The sequence below is a fragment of the Bradyrhizobium sp. JHI2711 genome (genome assembly GCF_056156565.1).
Window position 1 is genome coordinate 1,217,977 of the sequence record NZ_JBPZPT010000001.1, and the last position, 21,322, is coordinate 1,239,298.

Consider the following 21,322-nt stretch of genomic DNA (forward strand, 5'->3'; position numbering starts at 1 on the left):
AGGACGGCACGGGCCTACTCGAAATAGATCAGGCCGAGCCAGTCGGCGACGAGCGCCGGTTTATCCTCGCCCTCGATCTCGACCGTGACGTTGGTGCGGGACTGGAGCTCGCCTGGCTTGCGGAGCTTGGCTTCCGCCAGCACGAAGCGGCCACGGACGCGCTTGCCCGAGCGCACCGGCGAGATGAAGCGCAGCCTGTCGAAGCCGTAATTCACGCCCATCGTGGTGCCCGCAATCACGGGCATCACCTCGTAGGACATGATCGACAGCAGCGACATCGTGAGAAAACCGTGCGCAATGGTGGTGCCGAACGCGGTTTCCTTCTTCGCGCGTTCCGGATCGATGTGGATGAACTGGTGATCCTCGATCACGTCGGCATAGCTGTCGATGCGGGGCTGATCGATCAGGTGCCACGACGATACGCCGATCTCCTTGCCGATCATGGCCTGATAGGCCTCGAGCGTAACAGGCGGCTTCTTCCAGACTTCGTTCACTTAGGTCTCACTCCGTGTCTTCGCCAGCTCCGGAAAATCCTCCTCACGGAATTCCCGGCCGCGCAAGGGATCGCTGCGATCGTCGTCGCGTTCGAGCCGTCGTAGCTGGACGCGGCGGATCTTTCCAGAGATCGTCTTCGGCAGCTCGGTGACGATTTCGAGGCGGCGGATGCGCTTGAACGGGGCCAGACGCGCGTGCAGGTGCTTGAAGATCGATAGCGCGGTTTCCGGCGAGCGTTCTGCACCCGCGGTCAGCAGCACGAACGCCTTGGGGATCGCGAGCCGGATTGGATCCGGGCTCGGCACCACCGCAGCTTCCGCGACCAGCTCGTGCTCGAGCAGGACGCTCTCCAGTTCGAACGGGCTGATGCGATAATCGGAGGATTTGAAGACGTCGTCAGAGCGGCCGACGAAGGTCAAGTAGCCGTCCTCATCCGCGAATACGACGTCGCCACTGCGATAGAGCGCGCCTGCGGCGCCGGACAATTTGCCGTCGTCGCCCTGATAGCCCTGCATCAGGCCGGCGGGGCGGTCGGCGCCGAGCACCAGCGTCACCTCGCCCTCCTTTGCGGGATGGCCGTCGGCATCGCTGATCTGCACGCGATAGCCCGGCAACGGACGGCCCATCGAGCCGATCTTGATCGGCTGGCCCGGCGAATTGCCGGCGAGCGCCGTGGTCTCGGTCTGGCCGTAGCCGTCGCGAATGGTGAGGCCCCAGGCCGCCTGCACCTGATCAATCACCTCGGGATTGAGCGGCTCGCCGGCGCCGCAGACCTCGCGAAGCGCCACCTTGAACGAGGCAAGGTTCTCCTGGATGAACAGCCGCCACACCGTCGGCGGCGCGCACAGCGTGGTGACGCCGCAGCGGCCGATGGTGGCAAGCAGCGCCTTGGCATCAAAGCGCGGCTGGTTGACCACGAACACGGTCGCGCCCGCATTCCACGGCGCGAAGAAGCAGCTCCAGGCATGCTTGGCCCAGCCGGGCGAGGAGATGTTGAGATGGACGTCGCCGGGCTTCAGCCCGATCCAGTACATCGTCGAGAGATGGCCGACGGGATAGCTGCGCTGACTGTGTCGCACCAATTTTGGTTTTGCTGTCGTACCCGAGGTGAAATACAGCAGCATCGGATCGTCGGCATTGGTCGGACCATCAGGCGCGAAGCTTTCGGAAGCTTTTGCTGCTTCGTCATATGCCAGCCAACCGTCGGAGGCCGCGCCGACGACGATGCGAACGACATTCTCGGCGCCTAGGCTCGTGAATTTCGCGACCTGGTCCTGCGCGGCGACCACTGCCCTTGCCTTGCCGCGATCGAGCCGGTCGCGCAGCTCGTCGGCGGTCAGCAGCGTCGTGGCGGGAATGACGACCACGCCGAGCTTCATCGCGGCAAGCATCGTCTCCCACAGCGGAACCACGTTGCCGAGCAGCAGCAGGAGATGGTCGCCGCGCCGGAGGCCCTGCGCGCGGAGGAAGTTGGCGACCTGGTTGGAGCGGCGCGACAGCGCCGCAAAGGACAGCTTCGTCTGCTTGTCCTGGGCGGCATCGACGATCCAGAGCGCGGGCCGATCCTTGCTGTCCGCATTGGCCGCGAGCTCGGCGTCGAACCAGTCGAGCGCCCAGTTGAAAGGAACCGGATCAGGCCAGCGGAAACCTTTGACCGCAGCCTCGTATTCCGTGCGGTGTTGCAGAAGGAACGCGCGTGCTTCCTGGAATGTGGTCATCAAGCTTTCCCGGCTAAACTCCTAACGTGCTTGATAATTCCGGAAAAATCCACCCCGCCCTGGCCGGCTGCGTCGAAAGACTGATAGATCTCCTGCGCATGCTTGCCGAGCGGCGTCGCCGCGCCCGCAGCCTTGGCCGCATCCTGCGCCAGGGTGAGGTCCTTCACCATCAGCGCCGAGGCAAAGCCCGGCTTGTAATCGTTGTTGGCCGGCGAGGTCGGCACCGGGCCCGGCACCGGGCAATAGGTCGTCAGCGACCAGCACTGGCCGGACGAGGTCGAGGCCACATCGAACAGCGCCTGATGCGAGAGCCCGAGCTTTTCACCGAGCGCAAAGGCCTCGCTCACCGCGATCATGGAAATGCCGAGGATCATGTTGTTGCAGATCTTTGCGGCCTGGCCGGCACCGGCGCCGCCGCAATGCACGATCTTCTTGCCCATATTCTCGAGCACGGGCTTGGCCGCGGCAAATGCCTTCTCCTCGCCGCCGCACATGAAGGTGAGCGTCGCACCCTTGGCACCGCCCGTGCCGCCGGAGACCGGCGCATCGACCGAGAGCACGCCGTGCTTGGCGGCGAGCGCATGCGCGGCTCGCGCGCTTTCGACGTCGATGGTGGAGCTGTCGATGATGAGCGCACCCTTGGTCATGGCGGGCACGACCTCGTTCCAGACGCCGAGCACATGCTTGCCTGCGGGCAGCATGGTGACGACGACATCGGCGCCCTTCACCGCGGCCGGGGCGCTGTCGGCGATGCTGGCGCCATCGGTCTTGGCCTGATTGCGCGAGGCTTCGACAAGATCGAACGCCACCACCTTGTGGCCGGCCTTGACGAGGTTGGCCGCCATCGGGCCGCCCATGTTGCCGAGACCGATGAATGCGATCGTGGCCATTGTCGTTTCCTCCGCTACAGCGTTGTTAATTGAACTTCAGCTCGTCCGCGCCGATCTCCGCGAGATAGGGCGCAAGCATGTCCGGCGTCACATCCTCGATCCGCGGCGGCGACCAGGTCGGATTGCGGTCCTTGTCGATCACGGCGGCGCGCACGCCCTCGCGGAAATCATCGCTCCGAAACACTTCCAGCGCGGCGCGGTATTCGCGCACCAGGCACTCTTCCAGGCTCGATGATTGGCGAGCAAGCCGCAGCAGCTTGAGCGTCACCACCATGCCGCGCGGCGATTTTTCGTTCAGCGTCTTCAACGTGGCCAGCGCGAACTCGGAACCATCGCGTGTCAACGCAGCGAAAACGTCCTCCATGCGATCGAAGCCGAACAACGCATCGATGGCCGGCTCCCTGGCGGCGACCGGCCCCGCAGTCTCGCTGGAGGCGAAGCCGTCGATGAGCTTGCTGACATCGGCTGCGGTCGCACCGGACCGCAGCTTGGTCAGCGCCTCGCGCAGCTCCGGCAATCTCGCCGCCGGCACCACCCAATCGGCAAACTTCGCGTAGATCGCGTCCGGCCCGTTCATGGTCTGGCCGGTCAGCCCGAAATAGGTGCCGATCTCGCCCGGCGAATGCGACAGCAGATAGGTGCCGCCGACATCGGGGAAGAAGCCGAGGCCGACTTCGGGCATCGCGAGCTTCGTCCGATCGGTGACGATACGGTGGCTGGCATGGGCGGACAGACCGACACCGCCGCCCATTACGATGCCGTCCATGAAGGCGACATAGGGTTTTGGAAATTTCTTGATCCGGGCATTGAGGATGTACTCCTCGCGCCACAGGATCTTGCCGAGGTCGCCATTGACTTTCGAGCTTTCCCAGAGCGCGCGGATGTCGCCACCGGCGCAGAGGCCGCGCTCGCCGGCGCCTTCCAGCAGGATCACGGCAATTGCAGGATCAGCCTCGAAGCGGTCGAGCGCCTTGTCGATGTCGCGAAACATCTCCAGCGTCACGGCGTTGATCGCCTTGGGACGATTGAGCCTGATGATGCCGGCCGCGCCTTCGACGCGCGCGACCAGATCGCCCTCTTCCACTGAACTCATCGCGCGCCCTCGATCAGTTTGCGCGCCACGATGAGCCGCATGATTTCATTGGTGCCTTCGAGGATCTGGTGCACGCGTAAGTCGCGCACGATCTTCTCGATGCCGTATTCGCTGAGGTAGCCGTAGCCGCCGTGGAGTTGCAGCGCATGGTTGGCAACCTCGAACCCGACATCGGTGCCGAAGCGTTTCGCCATGGCGCAGAGCATGGTGGCGTCGGGGTCTTTGCGATCGAGCGCCGCGGCGGCGCGCCACAGGAAAGTGCGCGCAGCCTCCAGCTCGATGGCCATGTCGGCGAGACGGAATTGCAGCGCCTGGAATTCGTCGAGCCGCTTCCCGAACGCCTTGCGCTCCTTCATGTAGGCGCGCGCCTTGTCGAGTGCTGCTTGCGCGCCGCCGAGCGAGCACGCCGTAATGTTGAGACGGCCGCCGTCGAGGCCGGCCATCGCGATCTTGAAGCCTGTGCCCTCCTCGCTCAGGCGATTGGCCACAGGCACGCGGGCGTTCTCGAATATCACCGCGCGGGTCGGCTGCGCGTTCCAGCCCATCTTGCGCTCATTGGCACCGAAGGAGACACCCGGCGCCTTGCCGTCGATGACGAGGGTCGAGATGCCGCCGGGGCCATCACCGCCGGTCCTGACCATCGCGACCAGAATATCCGTGCCGCCAGCGCCGGAGATGAATTGCTTCTGGCCGTTTAGGACGTAGTGGTCGCCGTCGCGCACGGCGCGCGTGCGCAGCGCCGCGGCGTCCGAGCCGGCACCCGGCTCGGTCAGGCAGTAGCTTGCGATCAGCTCCATGGTGCAGAGCTTCGGCAGCCATTGGTGGCGCTGGGTGTCGCTGCCGAAGGCATCGATCATCCAGCTCGCCATGTTGTGGATGGAGATGAAGGCCGAGGTGGTCGGGCAGCCCGTCGCCAGCGCCTCGAAGATCAGCGCTGCGTCGAACCGCGTCATGGCGGAGCCGCCGACATCGTCGCGGATATAGATGCCGCCCATGCCGAGCTTGGCGGCTTCGCGCATCACCTCGACTGGAAAATACTTCTCCTCGTCCCAACGCAGCGCGTGCGGCGCGATCCTTTCCGCCGCAAACGCCAGCGCCATGTCGCGAAGGACGACCTGATCCTCGTTCAGAGCGAACTGCATGCTGGGCTGCTCACTATTCTCGTCATTGCGAGGAGCGAAGCGACTGAAGCAATCCAGAGTAGTTCCGCAGTGACAGTCTGGATTGCTTCGCTGCGCTCGCAATGACAGGCTGGGCTACAGCCTTACTTCATCAGCGGGATCGAGAACTCCGCACCTTCCTTGACGCCGGACGGCCAGCGCGAGGTCACCGTCTTGGTCTTGGTGTAGAAGCGGATCGAGTCCGGGCCGTGCTGGTTGAGATCGCCGAAGCCCGACTTCTTCCAGCCGCCGAAGGTGTAATAAGCGATCGGCACCGGGATCGGCACGTTGATGCCGACCATGCCGACGTTGACTCTGGCCGCGAAGTCGCGCGCGGCATCGCCGTCGCGGGTGAAGATGGCAACGCCGTTGCCGTAATCGTGGTCGGACGGCAGCGCCAGCGCCTCCTTGTAGTCGTGCGCGCGCACCACCGAGAGCACCGGGCCAAAGATCTCTTCCTTGTAGATCCGCATGTCCTTGGTGACGTTGTCGAACAGCGAACCGCCGAGATAGAAGCCGTTCTCGTAGCCCTGCATCTTGAAGCCGCGGCCGTCGACGGCGAGCGTCGCGCCTTCCTTGACGCCGATGTCGATGTAGCTCTTGACCTTCTCGACCGCCTCGCGGGTCACGAGCGGACCGTAGTCGGCCGACGGATCGATCGAGGTGCCGATCTTCAAGGACTCGACGCGCGGGATCAGCTTTTCCATCAGGCGGTCGGCGGTGGACTTGCCGACGGGGACCGCGACGGAAACGGCCATGCAGCGCTCGCCGGCCGAGCCGTAGCCGGCGCCGATCAGCGCGTCGACGGCCTGGTCCATGTCCGCGTCCGGCATGACGATGGCGTGGTTCTTGGCGCCGCCGAAGCACTGGCAGCGCTTGCCGGTCTGTGCGGCGCGCTCGTAGATGTATTGCGCGATCGGCGTCGAGCCGACGAAGCCGATGGCCTTGATGTCGGGATCGTCGAGGATGGCGTCGACCGCCTCCTTGTCGCCGTTGACGACGTTGAGGATGCCGGCCGGCAGGCCCGCTTCCATCATGAGTTCAGCGAGCAGCATCGGCACGCCGGGGTCGCGCTCCGAGGGCTTGAGGATGAAAGCGTTGCCGCAGGCGATCGCCGGCGCAAACTTCCACATCGGGATCATCGCCGGGAAATTGAACGGCGTAATGCCTGCGACGACGCCGAGCGGCTGGCGCATCGAATAGATGTCGATGCCGGGGCCAGCGCCTTCGGTGTACTCGCCCTTCATCAGATGCGGAATGCCGCAAGCGAATTCCGCGACTTCTAGGCCGCGCTGGATGTCGCCCTTGGCGTCGGGGACGGTCTTGCCGTGCTCGCGCGCGAGCAGCTCGGCGAGCTTGTCGTAATCGCGCTGGACCAGCTCAACAAATTTCATCATGACGCGGGCGCGGCGCTGCGGGTTGGTCGCGGCCCATTCGGGCTGTGCGGCGCGCGCGTTCTCGACGGCGGCGCGGACCTCGGCCTTGGACGCCAGCGCCACCTTGGCCTGAACGTCACCGGTCATCGGCTCGAAAACGTCGGCGGTGCGGCCAGAGGTGCCCTTGACCTCCTTGCCACCGATGAAATGTCCGATTGAACGCATGGAATGGTCTCCTTCAGGCCGAGCGTGGTCGCTTTGACAAATCCTATTGACCTGCATTTTATAGGATTCAAGTCTGAGATAATGCACCATAGATGTGCGAAAATGCTGGATCAAGGCGCTATCGATTGGGACGACTTTCGCTTCGTGCTGGCCATCGTGCGGGGCGGCTCGGTGTCGGCTGCGGCAAAACAGCTGGGGGTCGACCATGCCACCGTGATCCGCCGCGTCGACCGGCTGGAGAAGCACCTCTCGGCCAAGCTGTTCGACCGGCGCAAGACCGGCTACCTCCTCACCGAGGCCGGCCAGCGCGTCGCCGACAGCGCCGAAGCCATGGAATCGACCATCGTCGCCAACCAGGAGCAGGTCGGCGGCTCCGTGGCGCGGCTGACCGGCACGGTGCGGATCGGCGCGCCTGATGGGTTCGGCACCGCCTTCCTGGCGCCGCGGCTGACGCCGTTCGCGGACCGCTATCCCGATCTCGACTTGCAACTTGTAGCAACCGCGCGGCTGTTCAGCCTCTCCAAGCGCGAGGCCGACATCGCCATCAGCCTGACCATGCCCAAGGAAGGCCGCATCGTCGGCCGCAAGCTGCTCGACTATCGCCTTGGGCTCTACGCGGCCCCCGCCTATCTGGACCGCTTCCCGAAAATCGTCTCGCGGCAGGATCTGACGCAGCACCGCTTCGTCGGTTACATCGAGGAACTCCTGTTCACGCCGGAGCTCGACTATCTGCCACAGGTGTCGCCGCGAATCTCGGCGCGCTTCCGCAGCGCCAATCTGATCGCCCAGCTCAACGCCACGCTCTCAGGCTTCGGCATCGCGGTGCTGCCGCATTTCATGGCGAGCGACTATCCGCAGCTCGTCGCCGTGCTGCCCGACGAAATCTCGATCACGCGGACGTTCTGGATGCTGATGCACGCCGACAGCAAGGACCTGGCGCGGATCAGGGCCGTGGCGGATTACATCTCGGAGATTGTCGAGCGCGAGCGGGCGTTGTTTGCTGGGCGGTGAACGGCGGTCTCTTAGGGGTCTCGTAGGGTGGGTTAGCCGAAGGCGTAACCCACCTCTTCCGTCTCCGCGGACGAACACAGTGGTGGGTTACGCCAAGCGAATACGCTTCGCGCAATCGCATGGCTAACCCACCCTACACGGCATCTCGCCTAATTCTGTTTCGCCTTCTTCGCGGCCGCCACCTTCGACTCACGCTTCGCTCCCTCGAGCGCGTGGTCCCGGCCGGCCTTCAGCATCTCGTCGGACAATTCGCTCGAGCCGGCGATGCGCGCCAGCAGCATGGTTCCGGCCATCGTCGCGAGCGTCGCGATCGCCTGCTTGCGTGCCGCCTTGCGGGGCATGTTCGGGATGGTGTCGGTCAGGGCCTCGATCATCTCATCCAGCTTGCCGGCAAAGGCCTTGCGTGTCTTCGGACTCTCGCGGGCGATCTCGGCTCCCAGCGCGGGAATCGAGCAGCCGTGACCGGGATTGTCGCGATGCAGCGTGGACAAATAGCTTTCCGCGATCAGCGCCAGCCGCTTTTCCGGAGCGACCTCGCCGGTGAGCTTGCGCCAGTGTTCCATCGAACGGTCCATCGCGTAGGCAAAAGCCTCGATCACCAGCGCCTCGCGGGAATCGAAATGCGCGTAAAAGCCGCCGTGGGTCAGGCCCGCCTCCTTCATGAGGTCGGCGACGCCGATACCGTGGGCACCCTTCTCCCGCAGCCGCACCGAGGCCTTCTTCACGATGCGATCGTGGGTTTCCTGCTTGTGTTCCCGGGAATAGCGCATGCGGATCTCATTGAATGTCGGAGATCATCTCATAACACGCAAATGCCGAGATGGGTGCATTAATTCATGTCAAGTTGTGCCGATCATGGAGAAGGTCGCAGTTGCATGGACCGCAAGTGCGCCCTTGCCGTCCCGCACAAAACCCTCGGTATAGCTGGTCTGGCGTCCTAGCTTGATCACCTTGCCCTCGGCCGAAATCAGCCCGGAACGCACCGACAGGGGGCGCAGATAAGTCAGCTTCAGATCGAGGGTCACCGAGCTTTGTCCGGCCTCCAGCCTGGTCGAGATGGCGCATCCCATGGCCGTATCGAGCAGCGCTGCGGCGGTCGCGCCATGGAGAAGTCCGATGGTGTTTTCGAGATCCTCGCGCGGCTCCAGTTCCATGACGATCCGGCCCGGCTCGACCACGGCCATGGTGAAACCTATCAGCTTGGCGAAGGGCGGCGGCGGCAGGCGGCCGTCACGGATGCCCAGCATGGCATCCATGCCCGAGAGGCCCATCGCCGCCCGCGCCACCGGCGCAGGCACCTGCCAGTCCACTACTCGTTCCCGCCTCTGCGCGGGCGAAAACAGGTCGGGTTGATCGTCACCGGTCATGGCAGCCTCTTTAGATGATATTCGTCATACTATGCTACGGACTTCACGCTGGCAACCCGCCCTCCCCGCCGCTTGACAAGACGTACGTTTCGGCCCGGAAGTGATCCCGACCGGCGCGCCCCGCGCATGTCCGCGAAACCTTTCGAGATCCCACGATGGAAATGCTCAACAATCATTGCGGCGTGACGCGCGATGCGCGCGGCGTCGTTCATGTCGCGATCTGCAACGCCGGCCCGCTCAACATCCTCGGCTCGCCCGTGACCGACGCCGTGCGCGAAGGCCTGCAGCAGCTCGCATCCGACCGCAGCATCCGCGTCGTGGTGCTGCGCGGACAGAGCGAGAAGAGCCTGATCGGCGGAGCCGACATCAAGGAGATGGCCGGGCTCGACCAGACATCCGCCGAGGCCTTCATCAGCCGCCTGCGCGATCTCTGCGAGGCGGTGCGCGCCTTCCCTGCCCCGATCATCGCACGCATGCCGGGCTGGTGCCTCGGCGGCGGGCTCGAAGTGGCGGCGGCCTGCGACTTCCGCGTCGCCGCGCATGATGCCCATTTCGGCATGCCCGAGGTGCGTGTCGGCATCCCCTCGGTGATCCATGCCGCGCTGTTGCCGCGCCTGATCGGTTGGGCCCGCGCGCGCTGGCTGGTGATGACGGCGGAGAACATCGATGCAGCCACGGCGCTGGCATGGGGCCTGGTCGACAAGGTCGCTGCGCCCGGCGAGCTCGATGCCGAGGTCGAGCATCTAGTGAAGGCCTTGCTCGAATGCGGCCCCGAGGCGCTGCGCTCGCAAAAGGCGCTGCTGCGGCAATGGGAGGAACTGCCGCTGACCGAGTCGGTGAATTTGAGCGTGAAAGTGTTTGGCGAGTCGTTCCTGACGGACGAGCCGACGCGGCTGATGGGCGCGTTTGTCAACCGGAAGCGGTAGACGCGAGGAAGCAACAGCGCAACCAAGAAAAGACGGTGTCATGCCCCGCCTAGTGCGCAGTTGCGCACGGGGGCGGGGCCTCCAGTACGCCGCGCCTACCCGGTTCTAGCCGCGTGGCCTCTGGAATACTGGATTGCCCGCCTTCGCGGGCAATGACAGCGTACTGTGGGTAAGCAGCCCCCAATCGCACGACCAAATCTCATCCGGCCCACGACATTTTCTCATCCCTGTCGCGGTTGCATTTTTTGCGACGCATCATATGATGATCATAATCTTACACGTCATCGCCAGGGAGTTCTCGTCATGGCCGAAGCCGCCGATCCCGTCGTCATCGTCTCCGCCGCACGCACCCCGCTCGGCCGCTTCATGGGCGAGTTGTCGCCGCTCCCGGCCCACAAGCTCGGCTCACATGTGATCGGTGCGGCGCTGGAGCGCGCCAAGCTCGCGCCCGAGAAGGTCGACGAGGTCTTCATGGGCTGCGTGCTGCCGGCAGGCCAAGGCCAGGCGCCGGCGCGGCAGGCAGCGCGGAGCGCCGGTCTGCCCGATGCGACAGGCGCCACCACCGTCAACAAGGTCTGCGGTTCCGGCATGAAGGCGACCATGCTGGCGCACGACATCATCCGCGCCGGCTCGGCCGAGATCGTCGTCTCCGGCGGCATGGAGAGCATGAGCAACGCGCCCTACCTGCTCGCCAAGGCGCGCGGCGGCTATCGCGTCGGCCACGACCGCATCATCGACCACATGATGATGGACGGCCTGGAGGACGCCTACGAGACCGGCCGTTCCATGGGCGATTTCGGCGAAGCCACGGCGGAAGCCTATCAATTCACCCGCAAGGACCAGGACGCCTATGCGATGGAGACGCTGAGCCGCGCCCGCAAGGCCGTCGAGGGCGGCGCGTTCAAGGCCGAGATCGCGCCGATCACGCTGACCGAAAAGGCCGAACCGCGCGTGATCGCCAATGACGAGCATCCGCTCAAGGTCGACCCCGCCAAGATCCCCGGATTGAAGCCGGCGTTCCGCGCCAACGGCACCATCACGCCGGCCGCCTCCTCCGCCAATGCCGACGGCGCCGCCGCGCTGGTGCTGACGAAGCGCGCGCTTGCCGACCAGAACGGCTTGCCTGTTCTCGCCGAGATCAAGGGCCACGCCACCCACAGCCAGGAGCCGCAATGGTTCACCACGGCGCCGATCCCGGCGATCCGCAAGCTGCTGGACAAGGTCGGCTGGAGCGCGGGCGACGTCGACCTGTTCGAGATCAACGAGGCCTTCGCCGTGGTGGCGATGGCGGCGGAGCGCGATCTCGGCATTCCCCGCGAGAAGCTCAACGTCAACGGCGGCGCCTGCGCGCTGGGCCACCCCATCGGCGCCACCGGCGTGCGGCTGATCGTGACGCTGCTCCATGCGCTGGAGGCCAACAACCTCAAGCGCGGCATCGCCGCACTCTGCATCGGCGGCGGCGAAGCCACCGCGATTGCGGTGGAACGCCTCGCCCGCTGACCCAAGAGTCCGAAAACGAGGGAACTCTGCCATTTGCGACAGAGACATCCCGTGCCATTCTCTAACTGACGCAGGTCTGTTGCGGCCTGCCCATCAACGTTGAGGCCCGATGATCTCGAACTGGCTCGCGGCAGCACTGTCCCGCCGTAACATTCATTATGGCTGGGTGATGGTCGGCGTGACTTTCCTCACCGCGCTGATCAGCGCCGGCACGGTCGGCGCGCCCGGCGTGTTCATCGTTCCCCTGCAGAAGGAGTTCGGCTGGAGCACGGCGGAGATCTCGTCCGCGCTGTCGATCCGCTTCATCCTGTTCGGACTGATGGCGCCGTTCGCGGCCGCCCTGCTCAACCGCTATGGCCTGCGCAACGTCACGCTGGCCGCCCAGCTGATCGTGGTCTCGGCGCTCGTGCTCTCGCTCGGCATGACGGAGGTCTGGCAGCTCATTGCCCTCTGGGGCGTGGTGATCGGGATCGGCACCGGCATGACGGCCTTGGTGCTCGGCGCGACCATCGCCACGCGCTGGTTCGCGGCACGACGCGGCCTCGTGGTCGGCATCATGACCGCAAGCGTTGCCACCGGCCAGCTCGTGTTCCTGCCGCTGCTGGCGAGCCTCACCGAGCGCTACGGCTGGCGTCTCGCACTCGGCCTGGTCTGCATCATGCTCGTTATTTCGTCGCTGGCGGTGCTGCTCGCGATGCGTGACCGGCCGAGCGACGTCGGCCTGCGGCCGTTCGGCGACGAAGGCACCGAACCTTTGCCGGCGCCGCCGGTCAGCCACGGCTCGATCACGGGCGTTGCGCTCGGCACGCTGCGCGACGCCTCGACGTCGATGACGTTCTGGATCCTGTTCGCGACCTTCTTCATCTGCGGCGCCTCCACCAACGGGCTGGTGCAGGTGCACCTGATCCCGATGTGCCTCGATTTCGGCATCCCGCAGGTGCAGGCGGCGAGCCTGCTGGCGGCGATGGGCATCTTCGACTTCTTCGGCACGGTCATGTCGGGCTGGCTGTCCGACCGCTACGACAATCGCTGGCTCCTGTTCTGGTACTACGGCCTGCGCGGGCTCTCGCTGATCTTCCTGCCGTTCAGCGATTTCTCCTTCTACGGCCTCTCGGTCTTCGCGATGTTCTATGGTCTCGACTGGATCGCGACGGTGCCGCCGACGGTGCGGCTCACCGCGCAAAAGTTCGGGCCCGAGCGCGCTAATCTGGTGTTCGGCTGGATATTCGCCGGCCATCAGCTCGGCGCCGGCGCCGCGGCGTTCGGCGCGGGGTTCTCGCGCACAGTCTACCAGAGCTACCTGCCCGCCTTCTTCATCGCCGGCGCGCTCTGCGTGTTCGCGGCCCTGATCGTGCTGGCGCTGTCGCGGCAGCCGAAGCCGCAAGTGGCGATGGCGTGAGAAGGAACCACGTCTTCTGCCTTCCGGTTTGACAGAAGAAACAGAGCCCCGCAGTGTCGTGAAGGCGGGCCAAATCGTTCCGACATGACCACGCCGCAAAGATGCCTCCTATGCTGTGGCGATGACAGACAGGCCTGGACGGACGCGCAAGCATGCCCTTCGGATTGGCACGGCGGGATGGAACGTGCCGTCCCAGCATGCGGATGCGTTCAAGGCCGAGGGCTCCCACCTTGAGCGCTACGCCTCAGTGCTGAACTGCACCGAGATCAACACGTCGTTCTATCGTCCGCATCGGCGCACGACATATGAGCGATGGAGCGCTGCGGTGCCGGCCGGCTTCCGTTTTGCGGTCAAGGTCCCGCAATCGATCAGCCATGCGCCGGAGCTGAGGTTCGATCGCGCGGACGTCGATCGGTTCTGCGAGGAGATTTCCGGCCTTGGGCAAAAGCTCGGCGTGCTGCTGCTGCAATTGCCTTCGTCGACAATCTTCGCAAGGCGCGGCGCCGGGAAGCTCGTAATAGCGCTGCAGAAAGGGGGGCAGGTGCCGGTGGTTTGCGAGCCACGGCACGCGAGCTGGTTCACCAGGCCGGCCGACGACTGGCTGGCGCAACGAGGCGTCGCGCGGGTGGCCGCGGATCCACCGCGTGCCGCCAATGTCGCTGCGCCCGGCGGCTGGACCGGGCTGGCCTATTTTCGGCTTCACGGTTCACCGAGGGTCTATTATTCCAGCTATGACGCGGCTGCCTTGGCGGCGCTCAAGGTGCGGCTGGCCGGATGCGCGGCGGCCTCGGTCTGGTGCATTTTCGACAACACCGCTTCGGGCGCAGCCATGGCCAATGCCCGCCAGCTGGTTGAAGCCCGATAGCGCCAGACCGTTCGCTCGCGGATTACTCCGTGAAAGTCTTTGAGGATTCTTCGGCATTTGCGCCGGCGTCGTTTGATAATTCGCGCTCGGCTTCTCGCCAGAACTCGTCCTGGCGGCCCTCCGGCTTGCCTGCGAGTTCCCAAAGCTGGTGGGCTCTCACCCGGATGAGCTCCTCGTCAACCTTCGCCATGCGGCTCTCCTGTTGTGCCGAGAAGCAAACGTCGTGCTGCTGCGGACCGTTCCAAGCGGTCAGGCCGACCCAAACTCCCCACACGCGTGGCGCATTGCCGTTAGACTCGGCAGCCTAAACGTGGACAATGGCTGCGGCGCTTCGCGCGCTCAGTACACACAAAGATGTGCCAGAGGAAACAAATGCCGCTCCCGACGTCCCTGCCCACCATCCCGACCGCTCCCGTGACCGAACCATTGCGCGATGCGTTGCGCGCGATCGTCGGCGACAAAGGCCTGATCGAGGACGAGCATGGCAAGCAGCCGTTTGTGACGGATTGGCGGGGATTGCTGGTCGGCAACGCCGGCGCCGTCGTTCGCCCTGGCAGCACCGAGGAGGTCTCGAAAGTGGTCCGGCTCTGCCACGAGCACGGCGTCGCGATCGTGCCGCAGGGCGGCAACACCGGCCTGATGGGCGGGGCGACGCCCTGGCCTGCGCACACCGGCATCGTGCTGTCGCTCGGCCGGATGAACCGCGTGCTGGATGTCGATCCCGTCGGCTATTCGATGACGGTCGAGGCCGGCTGCGTGTTACAGACGCTTCAGGAGACCGCAAGCGAGCACGACCGCTTCCTGCCGCTGAGCCTCGGTGCCCAGGGCTCCTGCATGATCGGCGGCAATCTCTCCACCAACGCCGGCGGCGTGCAGGTGCTGCGCTACGGCAATGCCCGCAATCTCGTGCTGGGGCTCGAGGTCGTGCTGCCGAATGGCGAGGTCTGGGACGGATTGCGCGCGCTGAAGAAGGACAATACCGGCTACGACCTCAAGCATTTGTTCATGGGCGCCGAGGGGACGCTGGGCATCATCACCAAGGCCGTGCTCAAGCTGTGGCCGGCACCGAAGGACGTCTGCACGGCGTGGCTGGCGATCCGCGATCCCCGCGCGGCGCTGGAAATCCTGTCGGAGGCGCACGCGGCGTCCGAGGACAATGTCGGCTCCTGCGAGCTGCTCAGCCGGGCGGCCATCGACCTTTCCCTGCGCCACATTCCCGGCACGCAGGATCCGCTGAAGGCGGATACGCCCTGGTACCTGCTGCTGGAATGGTCGTCGGCGCGCCCGCGGCAGGACGGAACCGAGGGCATGTCCGGCAAGATGGAGCAGTTTCTCGCCGATCAGCTCGAAGCCGGCCGCGTGCTGGATGCGACGATCGCGCACACATTCGGTCAATCGCGCAACATGTGGCGCATCCGCGAAGCCATGGCGGAGGCCTCCCGCGCCGAGGGACCGGGGATCAGTTTCGACGTATCGGTGGCGATCTCAGGGATCCCGGAGTTCATCGACAAGGGCCTCAAGGCCGTGCTCGACATTCTCCCGACCATTCGGCCCTATCCGCTCGGCCATATCGGCGACGGCAATCTGCACTTTTCGTTCATGGGGCCGAAGGGCATGGACCAGCAGACGCTGAACCAATACGCGGCCGCCATCACGCGCGCCGTGAACGATCTCGTCACCTCCATGGGCGGCTCGATCTCGGCGGAGCACGGCATCGGCATCGACAAGCTCGACGAGCTCAGCCACTACCGCTCCAAGACCGAGCTCGACATCATGCGCACCATCAAACGCGCGCTCGATCCGCACAACATCATGAATCCCGGCAAGGTGCTCCGGCTGTGATCGGCTCGGCGTTCGGCGTTGGCGGGTCGCAAAGATGTTGCGACCCGTCCGCCGTTTTTGGAGTGCTATCCGCTGGCCTCAAGCCACCGAGCCGCCGCGCGGGTTGACAATCGTATACCCTCGCAGCGAACGCGCGTGGATTCGCGTCGCGCGCCCACCCGAGTTGGCGTCATAGGCCATCCAGAGGTCGCCTCCGAGGTGCTGCTCAAGGACGAACACGTGTCCTCGTCGCGCAGCAACCATTCCCGGTGCGGGTGATGTCCGCGGAAAGCGGAGCCAATTGGACGCAAGATTTAATTCCGGCACGATACGGCCGAACACGCGCAGAGCCGCGCCGCAGCCGCAGAACGACGAAGGGCAACCGGCCGGACGGCCACCGACAATGCGAGTGCCGTGGGCACCGGAGACGGCCGCCGGCGTGGTCGTGCTCCCAGCATCAGTCACCGTCAGTTGTGTCGAGCGGTACGCTTGCAGTGTGGGCCTGGAAATCAGCGAAGATCTGGAAGCCAGTGAGGGCCTGGCAGCCCGCTCGCGTCGCGCCTGCGAGTAGGAGAAGTCGCAGGGCATGGTGACGTTGCATTCAGGAGCTTGATGAATGCGATAAGGGCGCGCTTCCGAAGCGACAGAACCCAGGATAACGAGGACGCACGCAGAAAATACTCGCTTGAACATTGCAGGACTCCAAATGAGAGACCCTGCCCCGGGCAAAGAGACCAATAACAGTTTGGCTGAAATGGGCCTAAAGCGCGGCTGAAACGGGCTGCGATCGTGCGCCACGACTGCACGATCTCATAGCCTACACGTAGCGCCTGAGATGATTAACCCGCAGCGCTCGAATGCTCGATCAGCGCGTCAAGCTGGCGGCATGCAACCAAGTCGGACCGCGCGAGGCAAGTATTCATCAGCGCTCCTCCTCACTGCACTGCCCGGATCGCCAGAACTCGCTGCCGCTCATTGCATCATTGCGGCCGCGATCTTCTCCGCCGACATCAACACCGGAAAGTTGGTGTTGGCGCATGGCACCACCGGGAAGATCGAGGCATCGACGACGCGCAGGCCCTGCACGCCCTTGACGCGGCCCTGATTGTCGACCACCGCCATCGGATCCTCAGTGCGGCCCATGCGGCACGAGCACGAGGCGTGCCAGACGCCGATCGTCGCCTTGCGCACGAAGGCTTCCAGCGCCTCGTCGTCGTTCATCACCTGATCGAAGGTGAAGCCTTCGACGACGAAATTGTCGATCATGTAGTGACGCAGCGCCGCCGGCCCGTCCATCAGGGTCGCGGCGATCGTGGTGAGAATCTTGTTCCTGGTGTTGACCACGCCGATCTTGCGGACGCGATCGGTATAGGCGGCCGGAAACGGCTTGTCCGTCACCTTCCTGACCACCTCGCTCATCTGGATCGCTGCCATCTTGCGGAAACCGCTCATCAGGCGATCGAGATCGCGGCGGTCGGACAGCAGGTTGAACTCGACGATCGGCTCTGCCGAAGGATCGCGCGAGGCGAGCCTGACCTGTCCGGTCTCGGAATAGGTCTTGTTGACGAAGGTCAGGAGCGAGCCGATCTGCGCGCCGACGGCGTGCCAGGCCGATTTGCTGATGACGACGACGAACATGTCGCCCTTGGGCACATCAGGCAGCCCGGAGGAGTACCGCAGGCCGAGCTGCATGTGACGCCTGGTGTGCTCGTTCATGCGCGCGCCGCGGCGGACAAAGGACGACAGCGAGATCGAGGGATGATCCATCAGGCGTTGGCCGACGCCCGGCAAGGCCGCCAGCACGGGAATGCCCAGGTCCTTGAGGTGACCGACGGGACCGATGCCGGCGCGGAGCATATGCGCCGGCGAATGAATGGCGCCGCTCGAGAGGATGATCTCGCGTCCGCGGAATTCCTGCTCGCGGCCGTCGACCATCGCCTTCACGCCGACGCAGCGCGTGCCTTCGAACAGCAGCTCTCGTACCTGCGTGTTGGTGGAGATCGCAAGGTTCACACGCGCGCGGGTGTCGCGATCGAGATAACCCATCGCGGCCGAGACGCGCTGCTCGGCCTGGTTGGAATGCGTCACGGGGAAGAAGCCGTCGACGAATTCGCCGTTCTGGTCGGCCACGAATTGATGGCCGGCCTGCTGGAAGGCCTGCGCGAACGCCTCCGAATGCCGCGTCCAGTGCTCGCGCGGGATGCGGCGGACAGGGATCCTTCCGTCCGTGCCGTGATACGGTCCGTCGAAATCGAGGTCGCGCTCCACCTTCTTGAAGAACGGCAGCACGTCAGCCCACGACCACCCCTCGGCGCCGCGCGCCTCCCATTCATCGTAGTCGGTCGGCGCGCCGCGGTTGGCCATCTGCCCGTTGATCGACGAGCCCCCGCCCAGCACGCGCGCCTGCTCGTATTTGCGCAAAGGAGGCCGCGACTCCTCGGGATTGTTGTGGCTGACGACCTGGGTCGTCACCTTGAGCTCGGTCCAGTGAAAGCGCGGATCGAAATAGGCGGTGCCGGGATAGCTGTCCCTGATTTCGGCTGGCTCGTTGCCGGGTGGCGTGTCCTGACCGGCTTCGCAGAGCAGGACCTTGTTGGCGCTCCTGGCGGAGAGCCGGTGGGCCAGCACGGACCCCGCCGAGCCGCCGCCCACGATGATGAAGTCGTACACGATTGGCGCTTCCTCTTGTTCTTGTTGGCGGAGCTTAGCGCGTTATTGTTTTGCCATGGAAGTGTCTTGGATTGTGTCGATGCCGCACCTCGTGTCCTGGACGCACTGCAACGCTTCAAGCGTTGCGGCGCTGAGCCGGGACCCAGGAAGCTCCAGATTCGCTGTGGCATGGGCCCCGGCTCTGCAGCGCACCGCTGAACTGGACGATGCTTCGCATCGCCAGGGCAGCGGCGCGCTGCGTCGGGGCACGAGCGTCATGACTTGGCACAAGGATGCTACGGCCTGATCGTCATATTCTCCGGCGGCCCCGGCTTTCGCAGCGGCTCCGCGAGCCGGGCAAACTCGCACAGGAGCGATCGCGTCTTCCTGGGATCGATGATCTCCTCGACCCAGAATTTTTCGGCCGAGCGGAACGGCGAGCGGAGCTTGTTGAGCCGCTCCTCGATCTCCTTCAGCTTAGCCGCCTTGTCTTCCGCCGCGTCGATGTCGGCGCGGTAGGCGGCTTCGATGCCGCCTTCGAGCGGCAGCGAGCCCCAATAGGCCGAGGGCCAGGCATAGCGGATCGAGAAGCGGTCGGCCGGCTGGTGCACGACACCGGCGACACCGAACGCGTTGCGCAGGATCACGGTGCACCAGGGCACGGTGGTCTGGTTCACCGCCGCCATGGCACGCACGCCGTGGCGAATGGTGGCCGCCTTCTCCGCATCGAGGCCGATCATGAAGCCGGGGCAATCCATGAGATAGACGACCGGCAGGTGGAAGGTCTCGGCGAAGTCGACCCAGCGCACCACTTTCTGGCAGGCATCCGCGGTCCAGGATCCGCCATAGTGGAAGCTATCGCTGGCGAGCAGCAGCACCGCCCTGCCCTCGAGCCGCGCGAGGCCGACGATGATCGGCTTGCCGAAGTTTTTTGCGACCTCGAAGAACGAGCCCTTGTCGACGACGGACTCGATGATGGGCCGCATCTTGTAGACCTGCTTGCGGTTGCGCGGCACCGCGTTCATCAGCGCTTCGTCGCTGCGTTCAGGACTGTCCGTGCAGGGCAAGGTCGGCGGCAGCTCGTAGGCCGATGACGGCAGGTAGGAGAGGAAGCGCCGCGCGCAGGCGAACGCCTCCTCCTCGGTGTCGACCGCATGATCCACCGCGCCGGCGCGGGTCTGGATATCGGCGCCGCCGAGCTCCTCCTTGGTAAGGTCCTGCCCCAGCGCCTTCACCACCGGCGGACCCGCGACGAACATCGCGGACTTCCGCGTCATGATGGAATAGTGGCTGGCGGCAAGACGCGCGGCGCCCAGGCCCGCCACCGAGCCGAGGCCGAGCGCGACCACCGGCACGCGCGACAGATTCTCCGTCGTGAAGCGATACCAGCGCGTGCCGCCGATGCCGCCGGGCAGATTGGCCGCGCCCTTGGTCTCGATGGTCTTGACCGAGCCGCCGCCGCCGGAGCCTTCGATGATGCGGACGATGGGCAGCCGGAAATCGTGCGCCATCTCCTCCGCCATCAGCGGCTTGGCCGAGATCGACGCATCCGCCGAGCCGCCGCGCACGGTGAAATCGTCGCCGACCACGACCAATGTGCGGCCGTCGACGCGCGCGCGGCCGAACACGCAATTGGCCGGCGTGAGCTTCTTCAGATCGCCGCTGGAATCGTACTCGCCGATGCCGGAGACGGCACCGATCTCGTGAAAGCTGCCTTTGTCGATCAGCTTGTCGATACGCTCCCGAACAGTCAGCCGGCCCTGGTCATGCTGTCGCTTGACCTTGTCAACGCCGCCCATCTCCCGCGCGAAGGCTTCGCGCCGGGCGAGCTCGTCGAGTTCCGGCTTCCAGTTCATTCACTCCCTCCGAATGGATCGGCTTGTTATTGTTGTGCACGGCCATGGCGACCGGCTTACGCGAGATACGGTTGTTGAAGGCGTCGCCTTCCGCGCCTTCCATCAGGCTGCCGAGCGAGCGGCCAAGCTGGAGCATCATCGGTGCGACTTCCTCGTGCAGACGCTGCTCGTCATACATCGCCGACAGAAGACCGATCGTGATGACCACGAAGGTCTGGTACTGCGGCGACCAGATCGGCACCGCGAGACCGTTGATGTGCGGGCTCCAGAGGCCGCAGGCGACGACATAGCCGCGCTCGCGCAACATCTGCCGGTTGGCCTCGATGCGGGGCTTGAGAATCTTCGCAGCTTCGGGGGCTTCCCGCTCCATGTCCGCGACGAAGGCATCACCGACTTCCGGCGCGAGCGCCGCGGTGTAGGCCGCGCCCGCGGCGGTCGAGGCCATCGAGATGCGGCTGCCGGTGCCCTCGTGCAAGCCGAGCGCCGTCGCCGAACGCGCGAACTGGAGATAGACGAGATGGAAGCGGTCGGGGACGACGAACCCGACCGTGCCCGGCAGCTGCTCGGCGACTTCCTGCAGCCGCTGGCGAATCATGCTGCGCAGCTGCGCGCCCTTCATCATCGAAGCACTCATCGCCACCGCGCTGGGGCCGATGCGATACTTCTGGTCGCGCGGGAGATACACGAGCTGGCCCATGCGGGTCAGCGTATGCGTGAGCCGCGATACCGTCGAGCGCGGCAGACCGCAGCGATTTGAAATCTCGAGATTGCCGAGTCGCGCCTCGTGGCCCTCGAAGCATCGCAATACGTCGAACGCGCGCGACACCACCTGGATCACATCACCCTCACCGGCTTCGCCAGCGAGCGCACCTTGCCTGCTCAACCGCTCCGAACGTCGTCCCATGATCCCTACCGTTGTGTTCCGCTGTGCGGAATTAAATTCCACTTGCAGATGACGCTACCTCAGGCAT

General features: G+C 65.1%; 19 protein-coding genes. 6 read left to right on the forward strand and 13 right to left on the reverse strand.

The window, feature by feature from the left end:
• Positions 1–14: 14 nt before the first annotated feature.
• The 6 genes from ACTEK7_RS05920 to ACTEK7_RS05945 all read right to left on the reverse strand — a co-directional run bounded on the left by ACTEK7_RS05920 (position 15) and on the right by ACTEK7_RS05945 (position 6,957).
• On the reverse strand, positions 15–494 hold the full coding sequence (locus ACTEK7_RS05920) for a MaoC family dehydratase (protein ID WP_225146605.1): 480 nt from the start codon (positions 492–494) through the stop codon (positions 15–17).
• Entirely contained in the window at positions 495–2,213 is a 1,719-nt protein-coding gene (locus ACTEK7_RS05925; protein ID WP_225146604.1) for an AMP-binding protein, read from the reverse strand. It abuts the gene before it with no gap.
• A complete protein-coding gene (mmsB, locus tag ACTEK7_RS05930) occupies positions 2,213–3,133 on the reverse strand; it encodes a 3-hydroxyisobutyrate dehydrogenase (protein WP_345944086.1) in 921 nt (306 codons plus the stop codon). Before mmsB ends, ACTEK7_RS05925 begins: the two co-directional genes overlap by 1 nt.
• Positions 3,129–4,196 (reverse strand): enoyl-CoA hydratase/isomerase family protein, encoded by a 1,068-nt coding sequence (locus tag ACTEK7_RS05935; RefSeq protein ID WP_225146603.1) that lies wholly within the window; start codon positions 4,194–4,196, stop codon positions 3,129–3,131. The genes mmsB and ACTEK7_RS05935 overlap by 5 nt, the downstream gene beginning before the upstream one ends.
• A complete protein-coding gene (locus ACTEK7_RS05940; protein WP_057028900.1) occupies positions 4,193–5,338 on the reverse strand; it encodes an isobutyryl-CoA dehydrogenase in 1,146 nt (381 codons plus the stop codon). Before ACTEK7_RS05940 ends, ACTEK7_RS05935 begins: the two co-directional genes overlap by 4 nt.
• A gap of 122 nt (positions 5,339–5,460) precedes the next feature.
• On the reverse strand, positions 5,461–6,957 hold the full coding sequence (locus ACTEK7_RS05945; protein ID WP_036001072.1) for a CoA-acylating methylmalonate-semialdehyde dehydrogenase: 1,497 nt from the start codon (positions 6,955–6,957) through the stop codon (positions 5,461–5,463).
• Between the two features lie 102 nt (positions 6,958–7,059).
• Here ACTEK7_RS05945 and ACTEK7_RS05950 point away from each other — a divergent pair, with 102 nt between their 5' ends.
• Positions 7,060–7,968, forward strand: a complete 909-nt coding sequence (locus tag ACTEK7_RS05950; RefSeq protein WP_225146602.1) for a LysR family transcriptional regulator — start codon at positions 7,060–7,062, stop codon at positions 7,966–7,968.
• 149 nt (positions 7,969–8,117) lie between these two features.
• Here the strand turns inward: ACTEK7_RS05950 and ACTEK7_RS05955 are convergent, their stop codons facing one another.
• Together ACTEK7_RS05955 and ACTEK7_RS05960 are read right to left on the reverse strand one after the other, a co-directional pair.
• The gene (locus ACTEK7_RS05955; protein ID WP_036001077.1) at positions 8,118–8,738 is read right to left on the reverse strand and encodes a TetR/AcrR family transcriptional regulator; all 621 of its coding nucleotides are present in this window, start codon (positions 8,736–8,738) and stop codon (positions 8,118–8,120) included.
• 69 nt (positions 8,739–8,807) lie between these two features.
• The gene (locus tag ACTEK7_RS05960; RefSeq protein WP_036022513.1) at positions 8,808–9,335 is read right to left on the reverse strand and encodes a PaaI family thioesterase; all 528 of its coding nucleotides are present in this window, start codon (positions 9,333–9,335) and stop codon (positions 8,808–8,810) included.
• 155 nt (positions 9,336–9,490) lie between these two features.
• Here ACTEK7_RS05960 and ACTEK7_RS05965 point away from each other — a divergent pair, with 155 nt between their 5' ends.
• The 4 genes from ACTEK7_RS05965 to ACTEK7_RS05980 all read left to right on the forward strand — a co-directional run bounded on the left by ACTEK7_RS05965 (position 9,491) and on the right by ACTEK7_RS05980 (position 14,025).
• A complete protein-coding gene (locus ACTEK7_RS05965; RefSeq protein WP_109144069.1) occupies positions 9,491–10,261 on the forward strand; it encodes an enoyl-CoA hydratase in 771 nt (256 codons plus the stop codon).
• A 303-nt stretch (positions 10,262–10,564) separates the two neighbouring features.
• On the forward strand, positions 10,565–11,761 hold the full coding sequence (locus tag ACTEK7_RS05970) for an acetyl-CoA C-acyltransferase (protein WP_225146601.1): 1,197 nt from the start codon (positions 10,565–10,567) through the stop codon (positions 11,759–11,761).
• Between the two features lie 109 nt (positions 11,762–11,870).
• On the forward strand, positions 11,871–13,160 hold the full coding sequence (locus tag ACTEK7_RS05975; RefSeq protein WP_225146600.1) for an MFS transporter: 1,290 nt from the start codon (positions 11,871–11,873) through the stop codon (positions 13,158–13,160).
• Positions 13,161–13,281: 121 nt separating this feature from the next.
• Positions 13,282–14,025 carry a DUF72 domain-containing protein gene (locus ACTEK7_RS05980; protein ID WP_249786398.1) on the forward strand — a complete coding sequence of 248 codons (744 nt, stop codon included), beginning with the start codon at positions 13,282–13,284 and terminating at the stop codon, positions 14,023–14,025.
• 22 nt (positions 14,026–14,047) lie between these two features.
• Here the strand turns inward: ACTEK7_RS05980 and ACTEK7_RS05985 are convergent, their stop codons facing one another.
• Complete coding sequence (locus tag ACTEK7_RS05985) at positions 14,048–14,215, reverse strand: DUF2934 domain-containing protein (RefSeq protein WP_081494475.1); 168 nt, start codon at positions 14,213–14,215, stop codon at positions 14,048–14,050.
• Between the two features lie 182 nt (positions 14,216–14,397).
• Here ACTEK7_RS05985 and ACTEK7_RS05990 point away from each other — a divergent pair, with 182 nt between their 5' ends.
• Entirely contained in the window at positions 14,398–15,867 is a 1,470-nt protein-coding gene (locus ACTEK7_RS05990; protein WP_225146598.1) for an FAD-binding oxidoreductase, read from the forward strand.
• Positions 15,868–15,945: 78 nt separating this feature from the next.
• On the opposite strand, the gene ACTEK7_RS05995 is transcribed toward ACTEK7_RS05990, so the two are convergent.
• The 4 genes from ACTEK7_RS05995 to ACTEK7_RS06010 all read right to left on the reverse strand — a co-directional run bounded on the left by ACTEK7_RS05995 (position 15,946) and on the right by ACTEK7_RS06010 (position 21,255).
• Positions 15,946–16,539 carry a hypothetical protein gene (locus ACTEK7_RS05995; RefSeq protein WP_225146597.1) on the reverse strand — a complete coding sequence of 198 codons (594 nt, stop codon included), beginning with the start codon at positions 16,537–16,539 and terminating at the stop codon, positions 15,946–15,948.
• A gap of 279 nt (positions 16,540–16,818) precedes the next feature.
• Complete coding sequence (locus tag ACTEK7_RS06000; protein ID WP_225146596.1) at positions 16,819–18,516, reverse strand: GMC family oxidoreductase; 1,698 nt, start codon at positions 18,514–18,516, stop codon at positions 16,819–16,821.
• A 275-nt stretch (positions 18,517–18,791) separates the two neighbouring features.
• The gene (locus ACTEK7_RS06005) at positions 18,792–20,351 is read right to left on the reverse strand and encodes an acyl-CoA carboxylase subunit beta (protein WP_225140187.1); all 1,560 of its coding nucleotides are present in this window, start codon (positions 20,349–20,351) and stop codon (positions 18,792–18,794) included.
• On the reverse strand, positions 20,281–21,255 hold the full coding sequence (locus tag ACTEK7_RS06010) for an IclR family transcriptional regulator (protein WP_036001116.1): 975 nt from the start codon (positions 21,253–21,255) through the stop codon (positions 20,281–20,283). The genes ACTEK7_RS06005 and ACTEK7_RS06010 overlap by 71 nt, the downstream gene beginning before the upstream one ends.
• Positions 21,256–21,322 lie beyond the last annotated feature (67 nt).